Source organism: Neptunomonas sp. CHC150 (assembly GCF_030397555.1).
GTDB lineage: Bacteria > Pseudomonadota > Gammaproteobacteria > Pseudomonadales > Balneatricaceae > Neptunomonas > Neptunomonas phycophila.
In genome coordinates, this window is record NZ_JAPNXU010000011.1 from 210,737 (window position 1) to 232,414 (window position 21,678).

Below are 21,678 nucleotides of genomic sequence, written 5' to 3' on the forward strand. Positions count from 1 at the left end.
AGCCCTCATCTAATTTAAAAATCGCTCAGTAACACGTGACAGACCTAAAGGAATTGGCGGGTAAGCTCCTAGACGTGTCCATGTTTGTTCAGGATCATGAAAATCACTTCCCATTGAAACAGCCAACTCGTGTTTAGCTACTAATATTGACAATGACTTTTGTTGATCTTTAGAAACTCCGGGATAACTAATTTCAACCGCATCCCCACCTTGCTCGGCAAACGCGGCTAATAAATAACGTATTTTATTTAACGTTAGATTATATTTAGTCGGGTGCGCCAAAACACTTACCCCACCGGCGTTATGTATTAAAGTAATAACCTCACTTAACTCAGGCCATTCTACTTTAACATCTCCGGGCTTCCCTGCGCCTAGGTACTTTTTAAATGCTTTTGCCATTGAATCAACTAAACCTAAGCTTACCATTGCTTGCGCAAAGTGCGGACGCCCAATTTGGCCTCCTTGGGCTTTTTCATAAGCGGCCGTTAATAAATCAGGAAGCCCCAATTTGACTAAACGCAACGCAATAGTTTGCGCCCGCTCATTACGCAAGGTTTCGAGCTTATTCATGTGTATTTGAATCGCCTCTGAGGCAATATCAATATTCAACCCCACTACATGCAAGACCTGCTTACCATACTTGCAGGTGAGCTCAACACCATTGATAAGTCTGAAGTCCTGCGGCAAAAGGTCATTGTTATCCCTTAGCCACTCACACCCTTTAACCGTATCGTGATCTGTTAGTGCTAATGCCTTTACTCCTGCTTGGTAAGCTTGCGCCACCAACTCTTCTGGTGTGTAGACACCATCCGATGCACTGGAGTGCGTGTGTAAATCAAACTCATTAGTAACCATTAGCTTCCCGGGGTTTATATAGAGGTTAGGCGTCTATATACTAGCGACACCTCAACAGATTATACGACTATGAAACTACTTCTCGACTTTTTCCCTATTATAATTTTCTTTGCCGTTTATAAATACACAGACGACATGATTATTGCGACTGCCGTACTTATACCCGCTACCATTCTCCAAATGGCCTACACTTGGCTTAAAGAGCGCCGCATTGAAAAAATGCAGCTTGTTACTCTTATTCTAGTGATCGTTTTTGGTGGCGCGACCGTACTACTACAGGACAAGACTTTCATCCAGTGGAAACCAACTGTGGTGAACTGGCTGTTTGGTCTAGCTTTCTTAGGCAGCCACTTTATAGGCAAGAAGCCTATAATTGAGCGCATTATGGCCGCTAACATAGACTTACCCCAACCTGTTTGGAAAAGTCTAAGCTTTGCTTGGATCGGTTTCTTCTTTTTTGTAGGAGCACTCAACCTTGTTGTGGCCTACAATTTCTCAGAAGATATCTGGGTCGATTTTAAGCTTTTTGGCATGCTAGGCCTAACAGTTGTATTCATTATTTTGCAAAGTCTGTTTTTGTCAAAGCACATTAAAAGCAGCGATCAGGAATCGTAAATTATGTACTACGCTATAATGGCAGAAGATCATAGCAACAGCTTAGAAGCTCGTTTATCGGCGAGACCCGCACATTTAGAACGCTTAGCAACGTTAAAAGAAGCAGGCAGACTACTGGTAGCCGGCCCTCATCCAGCGATTGATTCTGAAGATCCAGGCCCAGCAGGCTTTACGGGAAGCTTAGTAATTGCTGAATTTGACTCGCTTGAGGACGCAAAAAGCTGGGCAAATGACGATCCTTACGTGTCTGCAGGCGTGTATAAAAATATAATTATCAAGCCATACAAGAAAGTATTGCCTTAGACGCTGTTTTACCTCATTATTTTTCTTGGCGGATGGTTCCAAACTTGCGACAGTCCAAGTAAAATGATAGTTACTTATGTATATGTATTGTTAATTAGGTTATAAAGGCACCCAACTAACAATCATGTTATATTTTAAGAATGCAACAACCCACAATTCACAAGGATATTTGATATGAAAAAGCTCGCTATGACCGCAGGTTTCGCTCTGGCGATGGGCATGTCAGCAGCTGCTATGGCTCATCCGACTAACAGCGGTTACGTTACTGACTCTGAAGACACTGTATGGCGCAATAGCTTCGGCGAATGCTGGCACACAGGTTTCTGGAGCAAAGACGACGCTACAGTTGAAGGCTGCGATGGTTATGTTGCATCAACGACTGCTGCTCCAGCACCAGCTCCAGCTCCAGCACCAGCACCGATGCCAGCAGCAATGACTGACAAAAAATTCGCTGTATTCTTCGATTTCGATAGCGCTGTTGTAGATAGCGTTTCTGATATCGCTACATACATCAAAGGCATGTCTTCTGTAAGCTCTGTTCGTATGGTTGGTAACGCTGACCCGATCGGTTCTTCTGCTTACAACGATGCATTGTCTAAGCGTCGTGCTGAAAACGTTGCTGCTGCACTTCGTGCACAAGGCGTTTCTGGTAACGTAATGACTGTTGACTACTTGGGTGAAACTGCTCCTGTAGCTCAGTGTTCAGGCCGCGGTGCTGCTTTGATCGCTTGCCTACGTGCTGACCGTCGTGTAGACGTTCAAATCACTGGTAAATAATATATTTACTTTTTGATTCAAAAAGCCGACCTAGTGTCGGCTTTTTTGTGCCTGAAATTTACGTAAACGCACTCAGTTACAGCAACCTACAACCTCCTAGACCAGTACAACACCTCTTCCTATTAAACATAAAAAAAGCAGCCGAAGCTGCTTTTACAAAGAGGTTAATGAGTTAGCCAACCCATACACGTGCATTACGGAACATCCGCATCCAAGCCCCATCTTCAGACCATTCGTCTGGCGCCCACGAGTTTTGAACAGCGCGGAAGACACGCTCTGGGTGAGGCATCATAATAGTCACGCGACCATCAGGTGTTGTTAAACCAGTGATCCCTTGTGGCGATCCATTCGGGTTAAGCGGGTAAGTCTCCGTAATATCGCCATAGTTATCTACATAACGTAAAGCGACATTCCCTGAAGTATTTACACCGTTAAGATGATCGTCTGATTCAAACTCAGCACGCCCCTCACCATGAGCAATAGCGACCGGTATACGAGAGCCTTCCATACCTTTTAAGAAGATAGAAGCGCTGTCTTGTATTTCAACCGTTGCTACACGTGCTTCAAACTGTTCTGACATATTACGAACAAAATGAGGCCACTGTTCAGCACCTGGGATAAGTTCATGCAAGTTAGATAGCATCTGACAGCCGTTACATACACCCAGCGTAAACGTATCTTCTCGTTTAAAGAATGCGCTAAATTCTTCACGCGCCCGAGTGTTGAACAAGATAGACTTAGCCCAACCTTCACCAGCACCTAAGACATCACCGTATGAGAAACCGCCGCAAGCTACCAAGCCTTTAAAGTCAGCCAAGCTGATACGACCTTCTAAAATATCACTCATATGGACATCTACGGCAGTAAATCCTGCGCGATCAAACGCCGCAGCCATTTCCACTTGGCCATTTACGCCTTGCTCACGCAAAATCGCTACGCGAGGACGATTCCCCGAAGCAATCAAGCTAGCGGCTACATCCTCATTGATATCAAAAGTCAGTGTCGGCTGCAGACCCGGATCTTCTTTATCTAATAAGCGATCAAATTCTTGCAACGCACATTCAGAGTTATCCCGCATCGCTTGTACACGGTAAGAGGTTTCTGACCACCACCGCTGCAGCTGAACACGCGAAGCACTGTAGATTTCTTCTTCATCAAAATGCAGACAAATAGAGTCATCGAGGTTTGGCGCTCCAATCACCGATGCTATCTCGCCTAAGCCTGCAGCATTGAGTTCAACTAAGATCTCTTCGGTTTGTGAGCGTTTTACTTGGATAACAGCCCCAAGCTCTTCATTAAACAAACCAGCCAACCACTCTGATTTATCCTCAGCAACCATATCAAGATTAACATCAATACCGACGTGGCCAGCAAACGCCATCTCAACTAACGTGGTGAACAAGCCACCATCAGAGCGGTCATGATACGCCAGCAGCATGCCTTGATTATTAAGCTCCTGAATTGCAGCAAAGAAAGCAGCCAACTGATCGGCATTATCGACATTAGGAACGTCTTGACCCACTTCATTATAAACCTGAGCTAAAGCCGATAACCCCAAACGGTTCTGACCATTACCAAGGTCTAGCAAAATCAGGTCTGTTTCGCCCATATCTGTGCGTAACTGTGGCGTTAATGCTTTGCGTGTATCCGTAACCGGCGCAAAACCAGAGATAATGAGCGACATAGGCGCCGTCACGCTCTTCTCTTCATCTCCATCTTGCCAAACCGTACGCATGGACATGGAATCTTTGCCCACAGGAATAGTAATACCTAACTCTGGGCACAGCTCCATACCAACAGCTTTAACGGTATCGTATAGCTTTTCGTCTTCGCCCGGATGACCGGCCGCACACATCCAGTTAGCGGATAACTTAATATCCGTTATATCTGCGATAGGCGCACATGCCATATTGGTAATCACTTCACCGACCGCCATACGACCAGAAGCTGGGCCATCAACTAAAGCAAGCGGCGTGCGCTCACCCATCGCCATCGCTTCACCCGCGTAGGTATCATAAGCGGCTGTTGTAACAGCACAGTCTGCAACAGGAACCTGCCAAGGCCCTACCATTTGATCACGAGCAACCTGCCCTGTTATGGAGCGGTCACCAATGGTGATTAAGAAAGATTTAGACGCGACTGACGGTAATTTAAGTACACGTTCTACGGCATCTTCTAAATCGATAGAATCGGTATTGAACTCGGCTACTTGATATTCGGCTCGCTCAATAGAACGGTGCATTTTGGGTGGCTTGCCAAAGAGAACGCTCATCGGTAGATCGACCGGCTTGTTCTCGAAGTGCGTATCACCCAATGTCAAATGATGTTCTTCAGTTGCTTCACCCACTACCGCATAAGGGCAGCGCTCACGCTTACATAACTCTTCGAAACGCGCTAAATCGACAGGGTTAACGGCCAGCACATAACGCTCTTGCGCTTCATTACACCAAATCTCCAGAGGAGACATTCCGGGCTCATCGTTATTGATGTTGCGTAGGCCAAAATCACCACCACGACCACCATCTTTAACCAACTCAGGGAAAGCGTTTGATAAACCACCCGCACCCACGTCATGAATAAACGCAATCGGGTTCTCGTCACCTAGCTGCCAGCAGCGATCGATCACTTCTTGGCATCGACGCTCAAGCTCTGGATTACCACGCTGAACCGATGCAAAATCTAGATTTTCTGATGAACTGCCCGACGACATAGAAGAAGCAGCACCACCACCTAAGCCGATCAACATAGCTGGGCCGCCCAAGCAGATTAGCTTAGCGCCTACCGTTATCTCGTCTTTTTCGACATGATCTTCACGAATGTTACCCATACCACCAGCGATCATGATCGGCTTATGATAGCCACGTACTTCTTCCCCAGCGGCTCCGTTTACACGCTGCTCGAAAGTACGGAAATAACCCGTTAAGTTAGGTCGACCAAACTCGTTATTAAACGCGGCTCCCCCAATAGGACCTTCGATCATAATGTCCAGCGCCGTTACAATACGCTCAGGCTTACCATATTTCGATTCCCACGGCTGTTCAAAGCCGGGAATATTCAAGTCGGAGACAGTAAAACCAGATAAACCGGCTTTTGGCTTACCACCACGCCCAGTTGCACCTTCATCACGAATCTCACCACCCGAGCCTGTAGCCGCACCTGGGTGCGGTGCAATAGCCGTAGGGTGGTTATGCGTCTCAACTTTACAGAGAATATGGATATTTTCTTGTTGCGCTTGATATTCAGCACTGCCCGGCTGCGGATAAAAGCGGCCTGCTTTGCTACCTGCTATAACAGCGGCGTTATCTTTATAAGCTGATAACACATTCTCGCCACCCAATTCATTGGTGTTACGAATCATAGCGAACAATGATTTTTCTTGTGCTTCGCCATCAATATCCCACGAAGCATTAAAAATCTTATGACGGCAGTGCTCTGAGTTAGCTTGCGCAAACATCATCAGCTCAACGTCTACCGGGTCACGACCTAGCTCTTTAAAGCTTTCAACAAGATAATCAATTTCATCATCTGCCAACGCTAGGCCTAACTCGCTGTTAGCGGCCACAAGCGCATCACGACCGCCAGATAGAATAGCTACCGTGCTAAGTGGCTTGGGATCTGTATGAACAAATAATTGCTGCGCCGAATCTATATCCGGAAAAACAGCCTCTACCATGCGGTCAAACAGTAAAGCGCAAGCTAGTTTAATGTGCTCCGCCGTTAACTCTTTTTCGCTTTCAATCGAATAAGCGATACCACGCTCGAGACGATTAACTTTGCCAAGACCACAATTTCTGGCAATATCTGTAGCCTTGCTTGACCAAGGTGAGATAGTACCGGGACGGGGAACCACCAGCTGGAGTAAACCAGCAGGCTCTTTTACCTCCGACTTCGGACCGTACTTGAGGATGCGTGTTAATACTGATTGCTCCTCTTCGGTCAGGGGTTCTGAGATATCAGCGAAGTGATAGAATTCACCATAAACATCTGTAACTGTTGGTATTACAGCCTGCAATGCAGACAAAAGTTTATCGTGACGGAAGGCGGATAGAGCTGGCGCTCCACGCATTACTAGCATGTGATCTCAAGCCTCTTGAATGAGCCAAAAACGATAGGAAAATTAAGCCGCTATTTTAGCCGAATTTAGCCCTTGAGTACCAGAAACGACCGTATGTTATTTTCTCTGAAAAAAAGAACACTAAAAAAACGAATAGATGTTCTCCACCTGCTGACGCTGATTGTCATTCTCAGCTTACCGGCATTGGTGAGCTATAACGCGAAGTCACAACTTCAGGTCATTCAAGACAAAGGGGTACTGCGTGTTGCCACACGAAACACCCCAAACTCCTACTTTATTGATACCGATGGACCCGCAGGTTTTGAGTACGAATTGGCGCAAGCTTATGCCAACTATCTCGATGTTACATTGGATATTATTGTCCCTAATGATATTAAAGGGCTATTCGAAGCCGTCGAAAACCGTGATGCACACATAGCGGCCGCTGGCATTACCGTTTCAGATATACGTGAATCTAAGTATGATTTTTCCCGACCGTATTCTGAAAGCGCCTCCACAGTCATTTATCGCGTCCGCCAGGGTGTCCCTGCGCCTGTCAGCGTTGAAGACTTAATTGGTAAAAAGGTACTGATCCTAGCCAACTCAATTCAAGCCGAACAACTGAGCCGCCTAAAAGAAAGCTTCCCCGAATTAGCCTGGGAAGCGACAGACGAGCTAACTAATACCGATATTCTCGATAAAGTATTTAATGAAGAAGTCGACTACGCCATCGTTGACTCTACGGTTTATGAATCACAAAGCTCTTTTTATCCGGGGCTTTCTGATGCGTTTGTCATTGGCCGCACCCGCCCCATAGCTTGGGTATTAACGCATAACCAAGACGGGTCAATTAAAAAGTCTGTTGATAAGTTTCTAGGCTTGGAAAGCACAAAAGTCCTCATTACCGAACTCAAAGCCAAATACTTTAGCAAAGAAAACCCGCTCAACTTTTTTGATACAGTTACCTTTAAATCCGATTTAGAAACACGCCTACCGGCACTCGAACCCTACTTCAAAGAGGCCGCCATTCGTTATGATTTTGACTGGAAGTTCTTAGCAGCTATTGCTTACCAAGAATCACATTGGCGAGCCGACGCCGTATCCCCCACGGGTGTCAAAGGCATTATGATGCTTACGCAAGCCGCGGCCAAAGAGGTAGGCGTTGAAGATAGAACAGACCCTGTCGAGAGTATTTTTGGTGGCGCCCAGTATCTTATTAACGTGAAAGCTAAGATTCCTGAGCGCATCAAGGATCCCGACCATACTTGGTTCGCACTCGCCGGCTACAATATAGGCTTTGGCCATCTAGAAGATGCTCGCATCCTAACCCAACGTGCAGATAAAGATCCTGACAAATGGGAAGATGTTAAAGAGTTCTTACCTTTGTTATCGAAACAACGTTACTACCAAACGGTAAAATACGGTTATGCACGGGGCCAAGAGCCGGTGCAGTATGTAGAGAATATTCAGAAGTATATGGATTTATTAGAGTGGGAAAAACAAATCCAAGAAATCAGAGAAGCCCGCGAAGAGGCCATGCGTGCCATACAAGATGCCGAAAACCAATCAGCGCCTAACGGTATTATTTTACTGGACAATATGCCAGATACGCTTTAGAGCACTCCATAAATTAACGCGGTTTTAAAAACGGCTTTAGTTATCCGTTTTTTGTTTAGCGCGTTTCTTTTCTTCACGCCGACGCTGAAAAAACGCACTAATAGTTTGCCCACACGCTTGCGCTAACACGCCTCCTGTCCATGCAACACGATAGTTTAACCAGCTATTATCTAAAAATTGCTGCTGGCTTTGAATTACGCCGGCTTTAGGCTCAGCCGCGCCATAAACCACACGCCTAACACGACTATGCACAATAGCCCCCGCACACATGGTACACGGCTCTAAAGTAACGTATAAATCAGCGCCCACTAAACGATAGTTATTGATACGTTGAGCGGCATCACGAAGCGCTATTATTTCGGCATGAGCCGTTGGATCATGACCACTGATTGGCTGATTCCACCCTTCACCCAATACTTTGCCATCTTTAACTACAACTGCCCCAACGGGCACCTCCCCTAATAACGCGGCCTTATCAGCTAAAGTTAGCGCATAACGCATCCAGCGCTCATCATCTTCGAGCGTTGTGGGAGCAGCCTCATTAGGATTAGGTGGCATATAAAATTCCCAGATAAAACAAGAATTTTAGCATGGAACAAACACTAAATAGCTATGAATCTCACGCACAAAAAGTTTCACTGGCAGGCCAAGACACCACGGCCATTAAGCATTAATGAATTGAACCTAGCCTAATGAAAAACTGAATTTGATTCACTCACGCTCTATATTGCAAGCAGCTCTACCTAGCCGTATAGTTGTTAATACCAACTAAAAACCTAAAAAAGCAATGCTATGCCTTCTGACACACAACGCGCAAAAGAACTTTACGAAGCCGTTAACCAGCTCATTCGTGTCCATCAATTTCGCGATAGAGACTACATATGCTGCCACGATGTCTCAGTCGCTCAATGTTATGCTCTTGAGACACTCGTCAAGCGCGGTCCACTGAGGCTGCAAGCATTAGCAGACGAAATGTATTTAGATAAAAGTACCGCAAGCCGTGTTGTTGATTCTTTATTACGCAAAAAATATGTATTAAAGACTCCAGACCCTTCTGATCAACGTGCTGTTCAACTATCACTTACACCGGAAGGTGAAGCGCTCTATCAAACCATCCACCAAGATCTTGTATCAGAGGAAGCGCTAATGATTAAAGATGTACCACCAGAAATAGTCGATGGCGCGTTAACGCTCATCCGACAACTCACCCAAGCGGCGCGTAATCGTTTAGGCCCTTAGGTTTTTTTAAATCATAAGTTGTTACTAACAACCTTTAATTAATATGAGGATGTTGTATGCACCAAACACCAAAATGGAGTAACTCCGTAAATTTCACTACTTGTCTTGAGCGAGGTACGGCTTTAAACACGGCCACGCCGGCACACTTAGACCGGCTAAAGCGACACTGGGCGCTCTCTTGTCTCTAACAAACTCAGCACCGAGGCAAAAAGGCTGTATTACGGCGCTTGGTATTGGCCAATTGGTATCATGGGGAACCTTGTATTACAGCTTTCCGCTCATTGCTGAGGCTATGGTTAATGATTTGGGCTGGAGCCGAGCCGACCTGTACGGTGCAGCAACCCTCGGTCTTTTAATATCAACATTAGCCGCCTGCCCTATTGGCGCGCTAATTGACCACGGCAAAGGTCGCTTTATTCTGGTGGGCGCCACGCTAGCAGCATCACTTGCCTTGATAGCCTGGTCTTTTGTGGAAACATTAGTCACATTTTACTACATCGTGATAACAGTAGGCATACTACAAGCCGCTGTCTCGTATGAACCCGCTTTTGCAGTAGCTGTTCAGCAATTAAAGACGCAAAGCTCCCGCTCAGCTATAACAACCATCACCTTATGGGCAGGTTTTGCAAGTACAGTTTTTGTGCCACTACTACACTTTATGATTGATGAGTTAGGATGGCGTGGCGCACTGCTTGGCTTTGCCGTTATTAATACAGCAATTGCGGGGCCTCTATATCTCTGGGCTACTCGCGCCACTAGCGCAGCCAAACAACCAATAAACGAAGCCAGTGAGCATAAAGAACACGTTAAACCTATTTTATACAGCTTACGATTTTATCTTTTGACTGCGTCTTTCTGCGTTTACATGGCTCTTTTTTCAGGCTTTACGTACCACATATACCCCTTACTCAGCGCCTTAACAACAGACACCCAGACGGTCTTATTCGCGATAGCGCTGATTGGGCCAGCCCAAGTTGGCGGACGTGTTTTACTCTTATTATTTGAAGATGTCTCCATTAAACACCTTGGTCTGCTGGCAGGCGTCTCCTTCCCAATTGCCATACTCATGTTAAAAGCACCGCCATCAGTTTTTACATTCGCCAGTTTGTGCGTGCTCTATGGAGCCGCAAATGGAATTTTTACAATAGTACGCGGCATGGCCGTTCCAGAACTGCTAACCCAGCACAATTACGGCACTATTAATGGAATAATGCTAACACCTATGTCGCTTGCACGTGCAGCAGCGCCATGGGCAATCGCAGCCTATTGGACTTACTCAGGAACCCCCTCTGGCGCACTTAATGTATTGTTAGCACTAGCAATATTAATCCCAGTGCTTTTTGGGTTAGCCATCTGCACCAAACATTCCCACCACACCCGCTAGAAACAACCACTAAGCTAACCACGCCAACAAATTGAACGCCACCTGCGCTTTTTGCCCAATAAAAAATGCCAGTCAGCAAAACTGACTGGCATTTAAACGTTTACGCATAGCTTACATTAGCGCTATCTGTGTTTCTTTATTCCCACTCAATAGTCGCCGGTGGCTTACTTGACACATCGTAAGTCACGCGGGAAACCTGGGCGATTTCATTAATTATTCGGCCTGATACCGTTTCTAACAACTCGTAAGGCAGGTGAGCCCAGCGTGCTGTCATGAAGTCGATCGTTTCTACGGCACGCAGAGCAATCACGTATTCGTAGCGACGCCCGTCACCAACAACACCTACTGATTTTACCGGTAAGAAAACAGCAAACGCTTGGCTAGTTTTATGGTACCAGTCCGCTTTGTGCAGTTCTTCGATGAAGATAGCATCCGCTTCACGCAAGATGTCAGCGTATTCTTTTTTCACTTCACCTAAGATACGCACCCCAAGACCTGGCCCTGGGAATGGGTGACGGTAAACCATATCGTATGGCAAGCCTAGCTCTAAACCGATCTTACGGACTTCGTCTTTAAACAATTCGCGTAGCGGCTCAACAAGGTCCATTTTCATATCGTCAGGCAATCCACCGACGTTATGATGTGATTTGATCACATGCGCTTTACCTGTTTTAGCGGCTGCTGACTCAATAACGTCTGGGTAAATTGTTCCTTGTGCTAGGAAGTTAACGTCTTTGAGCTTGGTCGCTTCTTCATCGAATACTTCGATAAACGTGTTACCAATAATTTTACGTTTTGTTTCAGGGTCACTTTCACCTAACAAACGCGATAAGAACATGTCTTCAGCGTCTGCACGGATCACTTTAACACCCATGTTCTTAGCGAACATGTCCATGACCTGATCGCCTTCTTTTTTACGCAGCAGGCCATTATCTACAAAAACACAGGTTAACTGATCGCCAATAGCCTTGTGCAGTAACGCAGCAACAACCGAAGAGTCAACGCCGCCGGATAAGCCTAATAAAACTTTCTGATTACCGACTTGCTCACGAACTTTTTCGATTTGGTCACTAATGATATTAGCCGCTGTCCACAACGCATCCGTACCACAGATTTCACGGATGAATCGCTCTAAAATTCGACCGCCTTGCTTAGTGTGCGTCACTTCAGGATGGAACTGAACACCAAACAGTTGTTTAGCCGGGTGGCACATTGCAGCGATGGGTGCGGATTCGGTTGATGCGATAACAGAGAAACCTTCCGGCAGCTCTGTGACCTTATCGCCGTGACTCATCCACACATCCAAAGACAGTGAACCGTTGTTAGCAATATGATCATCGATCCCTTCAAGCAAACGACTTGGGCTATCCGCTAAGCGTACACGCGCATAACCAAATTCACGGTGCTCGGAGCCTGATACCTTGCCACCAAGCTGTTCAGCCATGGTCTGCATGCCATAGCAGATACCCAACACAGGTACGCCTAGATCAAAAACGATTTGCGGGGCACGCGGTGAGTCTAGCTCGGTAACAGACTCAGGGCCGCCGGCTAAGATAATCCCTTTGGGATTAAATTCGCGAATCTCTTCTTCAGTCATGTCCCATGCGCGAATTTCGCTAAAGACACCGATCTCGCGCACGCGACGTGCGATCAATTGCGTATATTGAGAACCGAAGTCCAAAATAAGAATACGTTGTGCATGAATATCTGTTGTCATGTTCAGTGGCTCCACCGAATGGCTGTTGACAGCCTATAAACGAAAATGGGGCACTATGGCAGCACCCCATTTATTAAGTAAAACGTTAGCTAAAATTTATATTAGCCAACGCGGTAGTTAGGCGCTTCCTTAGTAATGCTAACGTCGTGGACATGGCTTTCGTTCATGCCGGCATTAGTAATACGAACGAACTGAGGCTTAGTACGCATTTCATCAATAGTCGCACTACCTGTATAACCCATTGACGCGCGTACACCACCCATTTGCTGATGGATAACACCGGCCATTGGTCCTTTACAAGCAACACGACCTTCAATGCCTTCTGGCACCAGTTTCTCTGCACCTTCATTGGCATCTTGGAAGTAACGGTCAGATGAACCGCTGCTTTGAGCCATCGCGCCGATAGATCCCATACCTCGGTATGATTTGTAAGCACGACCTTGGAATAACTCCACCTCACCCGGTGCTTCATCCGTACCCGCTAGCATAGAACCAACCATGATAGCATGAGCACCCGCTGCAAGCGCTTTAGCGATATCACCTGAGAAGCGAATACCGCCATCTGCAATCAGAGGCACTCCACGATCTTTAAGCGCTTCTGCTACGTTCGCAACGGCGGAAATTTGTGGCACACCAATACCAGACACAATCCGTGTAGTACAAATTGAACCAGGACCGATGCCGACTTTAACTCCATCAGCGCCAGCATCAGCTAACGCGATAGCCGCTTCAGCCGTGGCTATATTACCGCCAATGACTTGAACGTCTGGGTAGGTTTCTTTGACCCAGCGTACGCGGTCGATAACACCTTTAGAGTGTCCATGTGCCGTATCAACAATAATGACATCGACACCTGCTTTGACTAACGCATCAACACGTTCTGGCGTTTCTGGACCCGTACCTACAGCGGCGCCAACAATCAAACGGCCTTTAGAGTCTTTTGCCGCATTGGGAAAAGCCTCTGCTTTGTACATATCTTTAACCGTCATCATGCCTTTAAGGCTGAAGCTATCATCGACGACCAAGATTTTTTCGATGCGATGCTTACGTAACAAATTACGTACTTTATCTTTATCAACGCCTTCTTCAACCGTCACTAGGCGGTCTTTAGGCGTCATAATCGATTCTACTTTAGCGTCTAGGTAGTTTTCGAAGCGCATGTCGCGGCTAGTCACTATACCGACTAGCTCGTTATTGCTATCGATAACAGGAAAACCAGAAAAGCCTAAACGCGATGCCATCTGACGAAGCTCGCCAACCGTCATTTCTGGGCTGCAAGTAATTGGATCACTGACAACGCCAGCTTCGTATTTTTTAACTTTACGAACTTCAGTCGCTTGCTCATCCACTTTTAAGTTTTTGTGGATAATGCCAATACCGCCTTCTTGTGCCATTGCAATCGCCAAGCGGGACTCTGTCACGGTATCCATCGCTGCTGACACTAGCGGGATATTTAGGGAAATCTTTTTAGTAAGACGCGTCGCCAAAGAAACATCTTTAGGCAGCACTTCCGAGTAACCCGGCATAAGCAATACATCATCAAACGTGAGTGCTTCTTCAACGATTCGTAACATGATTTAACAGCCTGTAACTTGGAAAATTTAAACCCCGAATTATACAGATTTCACGCCCTCCAAACAATCTGAAACTAAAATGATCGTTAAAATTATTATGTTCGAGGGAGAGTATAGATCAGTCACTATGCTAAGCCGGTAAATTCATACTAAACACACGGCTTAAGTCTGGTATTGCAAGCAGGCAAATGGCTAATAAATCATTAGATTGGAAGGGTAGCAGACGTCAAAAAAACACCTAGCAGCAAGCTAAAGCCGCTAGGCGTTTTAACAATACCGTTAACGCCATTGGGCAATGCGCGCCAAATCCAAATGGCGCTTTTGCTCGGCCTGGTCAATAGACACGCTCTGAAATCTCAATGAATCGCCCGGCTTTTTTTGAGCCAACAATCCCCCTCCAAAGCCGGTCACACAGCCCATTTTGGGATAGCCTCCAATAGTTTGACGGTCTCGCAACAATACAATGGGCTGCCCATCATTAGGGATTTGGACAGCACCGTATGCTATACCTTCCGAAACAATTCCTTGTTGATTACTCAAAATCGGCCGACCATTGAGGCGATATCCCATACGGTCACTTTGCGGTGTAATTGTAAATTCGCTGCCGAAGAAGTTGGCTCTATCCAACCCTGAAAAGTAGTTAGATTGATAGCCCATCACTAATGGGATATCTAAGCTCGTGTAATCAGGTATTGCCAAACGAGGCACACTGCGTGAACGGTGGGTATGTGTAGCCTGATACGGAATGATGTCACCCTGTTGAAGCTTTTCTCCGTTTCCGCGAACGCCCCCTAACTTCTCCCTCAATACGGTTGCACAGCTCCCTAACACGGGCGCTACTTGTAAACCACCTTTCACAGCAAGATACGCTCGCAAGCCATAATTAGCCTGTTTAAAAGAGAGTACATCTCCCTTTTTTACTGCGTACGTTTGCCACGGGTATATAGTGCAGCCATTTAAGGTTGCTCCAAGATCAGCGCCGGTGAGCGCTATACTGGTTGCCGCCTGCGCTTCAAGCGTTAACATGCCAAATGTGATCTCAATTTGAGCCGCGTTTTCGTTATTATCAAGCAGCGCATTCGCCCACCGAAATGCCAACTCATCCATTGGCCCTCCCGTGGTTACACCAAGATGTTGATAACCATGACGGCCTAGATCTTGAACCAACGCTAATATCCCAGGCTTAATCACATTAAAAGCCATCTAACGTCCCCCCCATAGCAATGAATTCAGCGCGAGATATAGGGGTAAACCGAACAGTATCACCCCCTTGTATTAACGCTAAGCTTTCACTGCTCCAATCAACCAAGGTAACGGGCGTTCTGCCAATTATTTGCCAACCGCCCGGTGTTACACTGGGATAGACGGCAGTTTGTCGCTCTGCAATCGCTACACTGCCTAACGGCACTTTTAAACGCGGAGTATTTTTGCGCGGCACATGCAGTACTTCGGGGGTGTTGCCCAAAAAAGCAAAGCCGGGGGTAAACCCGATAGCGTAAGCTCGATAAGACGTGTCACTGTGCAAAGATATAATCTCATTTACAGATAACCGACAGTGCTGAGCTACTTCGTCTAAATCGGGCCCCACTTCAGGCCCATAGTAAACAGGAATAACGACTTCGCGCACAGCGGACAGCTGTTTTTCATCATAATCAAGCTGCTCAATCAGTTGTCTGATCCGCGCTACGATAGCAAAACGATCATAATGATCAGCATCAAAAACAGTTAACAACGTGGTGTATGACGGTATCAGATCAACGATACCGGGCAGCTCTCGTAAGGCTTTTGCCACAATGCTAATTCGGTCAGCTGTTTCATTATTGACGGCATCAGAAAACCTCAACAAGCAAGCACTCTCACTCACTAAGTCTACCTGAGGACGGTTATAAAAGAGCTCGCTCATTAGTTACGCAACCTACCAGCTACATCATTCACTACGGTACGGATACGCTTAACGGCTTCTAAAGCATGAGCGCCATCACCATGCACACAAATAGTATCGGCATGCACCGCCAGGTGTTTGCCCGTTTCTGTTGTTAGGGTTCCTTGCTCACTTAACTCGACCACTTGTTGCTCGATGCGATCAAAGCTTTGATGCACAGCATTGGGCTGCTTGCGGGGTGTTAATCGTCCTTCATCCGTATACAAACGGTCTGAAAAGGCCTCGAACCATAAGGTCAGTTGATACTTTTGAGCCAGCATTTTAACTTCATCAGCTTCGGGAACTGCCATCACCATGAGCACTAAAGAGCTATCTAATTCACTCACCGATTGCATAACCGTCTCTAAAACACCGAAGTCTTTCATCATAGTGTTATATAGAGCCCCATGAGGCTTAACATAGGTTACTTTTACTCCTTGAGCGGCGCAGATACCCTGTAGAGCAGCTACTTGGTACTGAATAATCGCCTTGAGCTCCTCTGGTGCGATATCCATGTTACGACGCCCAAACCCAACTAAGTCTGGGTAGGCCGGGTGTGCACCTATGGTTACATTGTGTTGCTTAGCCAAGGCGACTGTTTTGCTCATGGTTAAAGGGTCCGAAGCATGAAATCCGCACGCTATGTTGGCTTGATCAACAAAGGGCATAATTTGTTCATCCAACCCCATTGTCCAATTACCAAAAGCCTCACCCATGTCACAATTTAACTTCATCTTAAACTCCTCTGATTATTGAGACATTGTGGTTGGGAGATACGTTACGATCCCAGGAAACAAAGTAACCAACACGATGGCTAATGCGATTAGCAAAAAGAAAGGCAAGGCAGCACGCGCTACATAGAGAATATTTTTGCCGGTCAGTCCTTGAATCACAAATAAATTAAAGCCAACTGGCGGCGTAATTTGCGACATTTCTACGACCAAGACAATGAATATCCCAAACCATAGCAGATCGATCCCAGCCGCTTGGACGATGGGCAGTACAACGGCAACTGTCAGAACAACAACGGAAATACCATCCAGAAAACACCCTAAAACGACAAATAAAACCGTCAAATAAAGAATTAGCTCGGTTGCCGTTAAATCATAGCTACCAATCCAAGCAGCCAGCTCTTTTGGTATGCCTAAGAACCCCATAGCCAGTGTCAGAAAATGCGCGCCAATAAGAATAAAGGTAATCATGCATGAGCTTTTAACGGCTCCTAGCAGACTATCCATGAAGCTGGCCATATTCAAAGAACCCGTCAAAGCGGCGATCACCAACGCTCCCGTAACACCTATCGCAGCCGCTTCAGTGGGTGTGGTTAAACCACCATAAATTGAGCCTAGAACAAAGCCAATCAACCCCATCACCGGAAGCAGTTGCTTTAGCGCTTTAATACGCACACGCAAACTGGCCGATTCGCGAGTCGTTTGCGGCAACTCATCTTTATGCATCATGCCCCAAATCATGGTAAAGCCCATAAAAAGGGAGACAAGTAATAACCCTGGCAACGCTCCTGCAATAAACAAACGAGCAATTGAAACATCAGCAGCAACACCATAAACAATCAATATAATTGAAGGTGGTATCAACAAACCCAACGTACCTGAGCCAGCAAGCGTTCCGATAGCCATCCGCTCGCTGTAGCCTTGTTTTTTTAATTCAGGCAGTGTCATTCGCCCGATCGTCGCGGCGGTTGCCGCTGAAGAGCCTGAAACGGCGGCAAAAATACCACAGCTCAAAATATTGACATGTAACAATCGGCCCGGCACTGAGGATAACCACGGAGATAATCCCTTGAATAGGTCTTCCGAAAGCCGAGTCCGAAAGAGTACTTCGCCCATCCATATAAATAGTGGCAAGGCCGTTAAAGACCATGCTGTGCTAGCTCCCCAAGCTGACGTCGAAAACAACAACCCTACTTGATAGTTTTCGGATAGAACTAAGCCAATACCACCCACAATGATTAAGGTAAACGAAACCCAGACGCCAAAAGCAAGCATCACCAGCATGGTCAGTGCCAAAATAATTGAAATAACGGTTAAATCCATGATGTCACTCCTCTAACGAAAGTTCGTTTTCGTGGGTTATATATTCTGGAGTGCGACCACGAATGGCGCTGAACCAAGCATCAAAAACAGCGAGTGCCAGAGCGATAGCACCGATAGCAACTGACAGCTGAGGAATCCACAAAGCAACGGGAACATATCCGTATGAGACTTCATCATAAATATATGACTCGTAGACCATATAGCAGCAGGCGTACGCTACAAAAATGGATAACACTAAACTGAGAGTCAGAATAATAGCTTCTTGAACTTTACGAGGGCCAACGGCAAAGCGTTGTATAACCAAGGTAACGCGAATGTGCCCTCCTTCTCGAAAAGTATATGCAAGCCCTAAAAAAGTAGATGATGCGAGAGCAAAACCGGCAAAATCTTCAGCAGACGGCACGATAAAACCAAACAAGCGTCCTACTATTTGAGCCAGTAGTAATAAAGTAATGATGACAATACACAGCCCTGACAGCCAGCCACACAATTGATAACCAATGTTCTTAAAATTTTTCATAGCGTGTACTCTTGGCGGGAAGCCGCCTCCTCAAAGAGGAGGCAGACTGTTTACGGATTATAGCGATCTAAAATAGCACCCACCTCTTTAGGGTCTTCGGCTTTCCACTCAGAGATCATCGTTTCGCCAATGGTTTGCAGTTCACTGATTAATTTTTCAGAAGGCTCACTAACGTTCATGCCATTTTCAACCAATAAGGCTGTATCCTTATCTGCACGCTCAGCGACTTTGCTCCAGCTCTGCTCTTGGGCATGCTTAGCCGCTTCTAAAACAATACGTTTAGTTTCTTTATCCAACCGACCAAAAGCCCGCTTATTCACGACCACAATATTTTTTGGAATCCATGCTTTCACGTCGGTGTAATAGTTAACGTAATCCCATGCTTGGCTATCTACACCTGTCGATGGGGAGGTAATCATCGCTTGGATAATTCCGGTACTAAATGCTTGTGGGATATCAGGCACCTGAATTGTGGTGGGAGTTGTTCCCATTAAATCCGCTAACCGAGACGTGGACGGGCTGTAAGCACGCATTTTAGCGCCAGATAGATCGCTCAGTTGCTCTACTGGCATTTCGGTGTACAAGCTTTGAGCTGGCCAAGCCACTGTATAAAGCAACTTCATACCACTCTTATCTAATTGCTTTTCTACCGCCGGTTTTGCCGCCTCCCACAGCTGCTTCGCTTCATCGTATGATGTTGCTAAAAAAGGGATATTGTCATGTTTAAAAATAGGGTCTTCATTACCTAAAATCCCCATAAACACTTCCCCCATCTGTACTTGGCCAGACTTCACAGCTTTGGGAATTTCAGTGTGTTTAACTAGCGAACCTCCAGAGTGAACAGTAATGTCCAGATCTCCACCGGTTTTTTCTTTTATCTCTGCAGCAAAACTATACGCTATTTGAGTGGGTAAATTCCCATCCCCATAAGGCGTTGGCATGTGCCATTTATCAGCGAAAGCGGAGGTGGAAAGCAAGCTACTAAACACAAGAGCCGAAGTGAGTTTTTTCATTGATCCTGTCCTATTCCTGTGGAGTGGTTGTCTTATTGTTGGTTATTGAGATACACCACACCCTCACCAAGGCTTAGGCATGGTAAAGCAAAAACTTAAAACACCGCCAAATCAGTATCGAGAACATCCGTCACCAGCATTTTTCCGGGAGCATGCGTAATACACAGTGGGGGTTTGGCATTTCGGATAGCCAGCTGAGGCGTTACACCGCAGGCCCAAAAAACTGGCGTCTCTCCCTCGCGTATCGCTACAGGGTCACCAAAGTCTGGGGCGGCTAAATTGTTGATACCGATAAGGGTTGGATCCCCGAAATGTAAGGGCGCACCATGCGCCTTGGGAAATCGGGTGGTAATTTGGATAGCACGAATTGCATCTTTAGGCACATAAGGTCGCATTGTGACCACTGTATTGCCAAAAAAGCGGCCAGCTGGGACCGTAGGGATACTAGTTTCATACATTGAAACGTTCACACTTTGCTCAATGTTGCGCGGTGTCAAACCCGCTTGAGTCAACGCATGTTCAAATGAAAAAGAGCACCCCAAAACAAAAACAATAAAGTTGTCTTGCCATAGGTCTTCTATGCTTTCACGACTCTCAACTTTTTCACCGTCTCGATAGATATAATACTCGGGAAGGTCAAAGCGCATATCGATATCAGCCCCCAACGAAGGGAGCGCATAGTTCCCCATTTCGGAGACGCCAATCAGAGGGCAAGAAACAGGATTAGACTGGCAGTAAAGTAAAAATTCATTGGCGTAATCCGCAGGAAGGATAACTACGTTGCCTTGCATAGCGCCGGTTGCTAAACCGCTGGTTGGCCCTCGGTGCTCCCCTTGGCGAATGGACAATCGCAAATCAGCAGTTTGTTGCAATAATGGTGTGACCGACTGAGACATATAGGTTTCCTAAATAATGTGTTCACTTCCTTGCTTATAGAGATTAAGAGTTGACGCCATAAAAAGTCTAATCGTGTTTTTTTGGGCTATTTGATCAATTATTTTTATCAAACATTAGGATTCTTTATAAAGCTCCGCTATCTCGACCGCTATTTCTGCTGCTTTTTCAGCCACTGGGTTAAACACATCATCCGAGTAAGACGCGGTAAATTTCAAGGCGCTAGGCAGCCAAATAGAACGAATTTTATGGAGCTCTCCTGCGGCCAGCTCTTTGGTAATTAAAATATCTGGGAGGGTAGCAACACCTACGGCATCAATGGTTAAGCTTCGACATGCCGCGAGTGATGCCGAAGCAAAAAAGCGTGCTGATGGCCCCTCTAAACTACGAAACCTTTGATTAATTTCTGCGTAGGGCTTGGTGTTTCGAGCATACGTAATAATGGGCCACTGAGCTAACTCTTCCAAATAAAGCAGACGACGAGGTAGTTTTAATTGCGGGCTTGCCACCCAAGACAAGGTATACGTACACAAGTCTAAATTAACAATATTGGGTTCAGATATAGGCCCCATTAATAAGCCTAAATCAATCGAGTGATCCTTAATTCCCGCAGCAATCGAACTGGTTACATCAACGGTTAGCTCTACATCAAGCTTGGGCATATCGGTGTGTATTTTTGCCAAAAAAGCGGGAAGCCACGTATTGACGATTGTTTCTGATACTCCCAAACGCAATAGCCCTGAATAGGCTGTTGAAACCTCTGCTCGACGGCGCAGCTGCTCAGATTGATACAGAATCTTTTCGATATAAGGCAGTAACTCTTTTCCTTTTGGAGTGAGCGCTATCGGACTAGAACCTCCTTCCCGTGTAAAAAGCTTAACGCCAAGCTCTGATTCAAGTGCTGAGATGCGAGCGGAAATTGCTGGTTGCGTTGTATGCATCAACTCCGCCGCTTTGCGAAAGTTACCTAACTTAGCTACCCGAATAAAAGTTTCTAGACGTTTGTAATTCACATTGAGGTCTCCTATTTACTCAGCCAGATTAACACCCTTCACATAATCGACAAGTATTGAATAGACAAGGTTTCTCTACTTAACGTCTACCATTTGGCTACTAATCTCATAGCTCCGTTTGTATGCTT

Annotated in this window: 19 protein-coding genes; 6 read left to right on the forward strand and 13 right to left on the reverse strand. The window is 46.1% G+C overall.

Going from position 1 to position 21,678, the window contains the following annotated elements:
• Window positions 1-9: 9 nt before the first annotated feature.
• On the reverse strand, window positions 10-855 hold the full coding sequence (locus OW491_RS14945; protein WP_178968236.1) for a PHP domain-containing protein: 846 nt from the start codon (window positions 853-855) through the stop codon (window positions 10-12).
• Between the two features lie 69 nt (window positions 856-924).
• Between OW491_RS14945 and OW491_RS14950 the strand changes: the two genes are divergently transcribed.
• The 3 genes from OW491_RS14950 (at window position 925) to OW491_RS14960 (ending at window position 2,550) form a co-directional block, all read left to right on the forward strand.
• Window positions 925-1,470 (forward strand): septation protein A, encoded by a 546-nt coding sequence (locus OW491_RS14950; protein WP_075178715.1) that lies wholly within the window; start codon window positions 925-927, stop codon window positions 1,468-1,470.
• Window positions 1,471-1,473: 3 nt separating this feature from the next.
• On the forward strand, window positions 1,474-1,773 hold the full coding sequence (locus OW491_RS14955) for a YciI family protein (RefSeq protein ID WP_075178714.1): 300 nt from the start codon (window positions 1,474-1,476) through the stop codon (window positions 1,771-1,773).
• 174 nt (window positions 1,774-1,947) lie between these two features.
• Window positions 1,948-2,550 carry an OmpA family protein gene (locus OW491_RS14960; protein WP_075171440.1) on the forward strand — a complete coding sequence of 201 codons (603 nt, stop codon included), beginning with the start codon at window positions 1,948-1,950 and terminating at the stop codon, window positions 2,548-2,550.
• A 172-nt stretch (window positions 2,551-2,722) separates the two neighbouring features.
• Here the strand turns inward: OW491_RS14960 and purL are convergent, their stop codons facing one another.
• Complete coding sequence (gene purL, locus OW491_RS14965) at window positions 2,723-6,625, reverse strand: phosphoribosylformylglycinamidine synthase (protein ID WP_075178713.1); 3,903 nt, start codon at window positions 6,623-6,625, stop codon at window positions 2,723-2,725.
• Window positions 6,626-6,718: 93 nt separating this feature from the next.
• On the opposite strand from purL, the gene mltF reads away from it, so the two are divergent.
• The gene (gene mltF, locus OW491_RS14970; RefSeq protein ID WP_075171438.1) at window positions 6,719-8,221 is read left to right on the forward strand and encodes a membrane-bound lytic murein transglycosylase MltF; all 1,503 of its coding nucleotides are present in this window, start codon (window positions 6,719-6,721) and stop codon (window positions 8,219-8,221) included.
• Window positions 8,222-8,257: 36 nt separating this feature from the next.
• On the opposite strand, the gene tadA is transcribed toward mltF, so the two are convergent.
• The gene (gene tadA / locus OW491_RS14975; protein ID WP_178968233.1) at window positions 8,258-8,779 is read right to left on the reverse strand and encodes a tRNA adenosine(34) deaminase TadA; all 522 of its coding nucleotides are present in this window, start codon (window positions 8,777-8,779) and stop codon (window positions 8,258-8,260) included.
• Between the two features lie 234 nt (window positions 8,780-9,013).
• Here tadA and OW491_RS14980 point away from each other — a divergent pair, with 234 nt between their 5' ends.
• The gene (locus tag OW491_RS14980) at window positions 9,014-9,460 is read left to right on the forward strand and encodes a MarR family transcriptional regulator (RefSeq protein ID WP_075178711.1); all 447 of its coding nucleotides are present in this window, start codon (window positions 9,014-9,016) and stop codon (window positions 9,458-9,460) included.
• A 178-nt stretch (window positions 9,461-9,638) separates the two neighbouring features.
• Window positions 9,639-10,844, forward strand: coding sequence for an MFS transporter (locus OW491_RS14985; RefSeq protein WP_290036718.1), 1,206 nt, complete (start codon window positions 9,639-9,641; stop codon window positions 10,842-10,844).
• Window positions 10,845-10,980: 136 nt separating this feature from the next.
• On the opposite strand, the gene guaA is transcribed toward OW491_RS14985, so the two are convergent.
• The 10 genes from guaA to OW491_RS15035 all read right to left on the reverse strand — a co-directional run bounded on the left by guaA (window position 10,981) and on the right by OW491_RS15035 (window position 21,550).
• Window positions 10,981-12,561, reverse strand: a complete 1,581-nt coding sequence (gene guaA, locus OW491_RS14990; protein WP_075171436.1) for a glutamine-hydrolyzing GMP synthase — start codon at window positions 12,559-12,561, stop codon at window positions 10,981-10,983.
• A gap of 101 nt (window positions 12,562-12,662) precedes the next feature.
• Window positions 12,663-14,135 carry an IMP dehydrogenase gene (gene guaB, locus OW491_RS14995; protein WP_290036720.1) on the reverse strand — a complete coding sequence of 491 codons (1,473 nt, stop codon included), beginning with the start codon at window positions 14,133-14,135 and terminating at the stop codon, window positions 12,663-12,665.
• A gap of 279 nt (window positions 14,136-14,414) precedes the next feature.
• Window positions 14,415-15,338 (reverse strand): biotin-dependent carboxyltransferase family protein, encoded by a 924-nt coding sequence (locus tag OW491_RS15000; RefSeq protein WP_075171434.1) that lies wholly within the window; start codon window positions 15,336-15,338, stop codon window positions 14,415-14,417.
• The gene (gene pxpB, locus OW491_RS15005; protein WP_290036723.1) at window positions 15,328-16,038 is read right to left on the reverse strand and encodes a 5-oxoprolinase subunit PxpB; all 711 of its coding nucleotides are present in this window, start codon (window positions 16,036-16,038) and stop codon (window positions 15,328-15,330) included. Before pxpB ends, OW491_RS15000 begins: the two co-directional genes overlap by 11 nt.
• On the reverse strand, window positions 16,038-16,790 hold the full coding sequence (locus OW491_RS15010) for a 5-oxoprolinase subunit PxpA (protein WP_290036725.1): 753 nt from the start codon (window positions 16,788-16,790) through the stop codon (window positions 16,038-16,040). Before OW491_RS15010 ends, pxpB begins: the two co-directional genes overlap by 1 nt.
• A 15-nt stretch (window positions 16,791-16,805) precedes the next feature.
• Window positions 16,806-18,110, reverse strand: coding sequence for a TRAP transporter large permease subunit (locus OW491_RS15015; protein WP_215150185.1), 1,305 nt, complete (start codon window positions 18,108-18,110; stop codon window positions 16,806-16,808).
• A 4-nt stretch (window positions 18,111-18,114) separates the two neighbouring features.
• Window positions 18,115-18,630, reverse strand: a complete 516-nt coding sequence (locus OW491_RS15020) for a TRAP transporter small permease (RefSeq protein ID WP_215150187.1) — start codon at window positions 18,628-18,630, stop codon at window positions 18,115-18,117.
• A 50-nt stretch (window positions 18,631-18,680) separates the two neighbouring features.
• On the reverse strand, window positions 18,681-19,643 hold the full coding sequence (locus OW491_RS15025; protein ID WP_277252414.1) for a TRAP transporter substrate-binding protein: 963 nt from the start codon (window positions 19,641-19,643) through the stop codon (window positions 18,681-18,683).
• Window positions 19,644-19,738: 95 nt separating this feature from the next.
• Window positions 19,739-20,539: a putative hydro-lyase gene (locus OW491_RS15030; protein ID WP_215150191.1), complete on the reverse strand. Its 801-nt coding sequence runs from the start codon at window positions 20,537-20,539 to the stop codon at window positions 19,739-19,741.
• A 114-nt stretch (window positions 20,540-20,653) separates the two neighbouring features.
• Window positions 20,654-21,550 carry a LysR family transcriptional regulator gene (locus OW491_RS15035; RefSeq protein ID WP_075171427.1) on the reverse strand — a complete coding sequence of 299 codons (897 nt, stop codon included), beginning with the start codon at window positions 21,548-21,550 and terminating at the stop codon, window positions 20,654-20,656.
• Window positions 21,551-21,678: the final 128 nt, after the last annotated feature.

Bases quoted from the DNA above. Each gene is read 5' to 3' on its own strand.
- OW491_RS14945 (WP_178968236.1), bottom strand. From the start codon at position 855: ATGGTTACTAATGAGTTTGATTTACACACGCACTCCAGTGCATCGGAT.
- OW491_RS14950 (WP_075178715.1), top strand. From the start codon at position 925: ATGAAACTACTTCTCGACTTTTTCCCTATTATAATTTTCTTTGCCGTT.
- OW491_RS14955 (WP_075178714.1), top strand. From the start codon at position 1,474: ATGTACTACGCTATAATGGCAGAAGATCATAGCAACAGCTTAGAAGCT.
- OW491_RS14960 (WP_075171440.1), top strand. From the start codon at position 1,948: ATGAAAAAGCTCGCTATGACCGCAGGTTTCGCTCTGGCGATGGGCATG.
- purL (WP_075178713.1), bottom strand. From the start codon at position 6,625: ATGCTAGTAATGCGTGGAGCGCCAGCTCTATCCGCCTTCCGTCACGAT.
- mltF (WP_075171438.1), top strand. From the start codon at position 6,719: ATGTTATTTTCTCTGAAAAAAAGAACACTAAAAAAACGAATAGATGTT.
- tadA (WP_178968233.1), bottom strand. From the start codon at position 8,779: ATGCCACCTAATCCTAATGAGGCTGCTCCCACAACGCTCGAAGATGAT.
- OW491_RS14980 (WP_075178711.1), top strand. From the start codon at position 9,014: ATGCCTTCTGACACACAACGCGCAAAAGAACTTTACGAAGCCGTTAAC.
- guaA (WP_075171436.1), bottom strand. From the start codon at position 12,561: ATGACAACAGATATTCATGCACAACGTATTCTTATTTTGGACTTCGGT.
- guaB (WP_290036720.1), bottom strand. From the start codon at position 14,135: ATGTTACGAATCGTTGAAGAAGCACTCACGTTTGATGATGTATTGCTT.
- OW491_RS15000 (WP_075171434.1), bottom strand. From the start codon at position 15,338: ATGGCTTTTAATGTGATTAAGCCTGGGATATTAGCGTTGGTTCAAGAT.
- pxpB (WP_290036723.1), bottom strand. From the start codon at position 16,038: ATGAGCGAGCTCTTTTATAACCGTCCTCAGGTAGACTTAGTGAGTGAG.
- OW491_RS15010 (WP_290036725.1), bottom strand. From the start codon at position 16,790: ATGAAGTTAAATTGTGACATGGGTGAGGCTTTTGGTAATTGGACAATG.
- OW491_RS15015 (WP_215150185.1), bottom strand. From the start codon at position 18,110: ATGGATTTAACCGTTATTTCAATTATTTTGGCACTGACCATGCTGGTG.
- OW491_RS15020 (WP_215150187.1), bottom strand. From the start codon at position 18,630: ATGAAAAATTTTAAGAACATTGGTTATCAATTGTGTGGCTGGCTGTCA.
- OW491_RS15025 (WP_277252414.1), bottom strand. From the start codon at position 19,643: ATGAAAAAACTCACTTCGGCTCTTGTGTTTAGTAGCTTGCTTTCCACC.
- OW491_RS15030 (WP_215150191.1), bottom strand. From the start codon at position 20,539: ATGTCTCAGTCGGTCACACCATTATTGCAACAAACTGCTGATTTGCGA.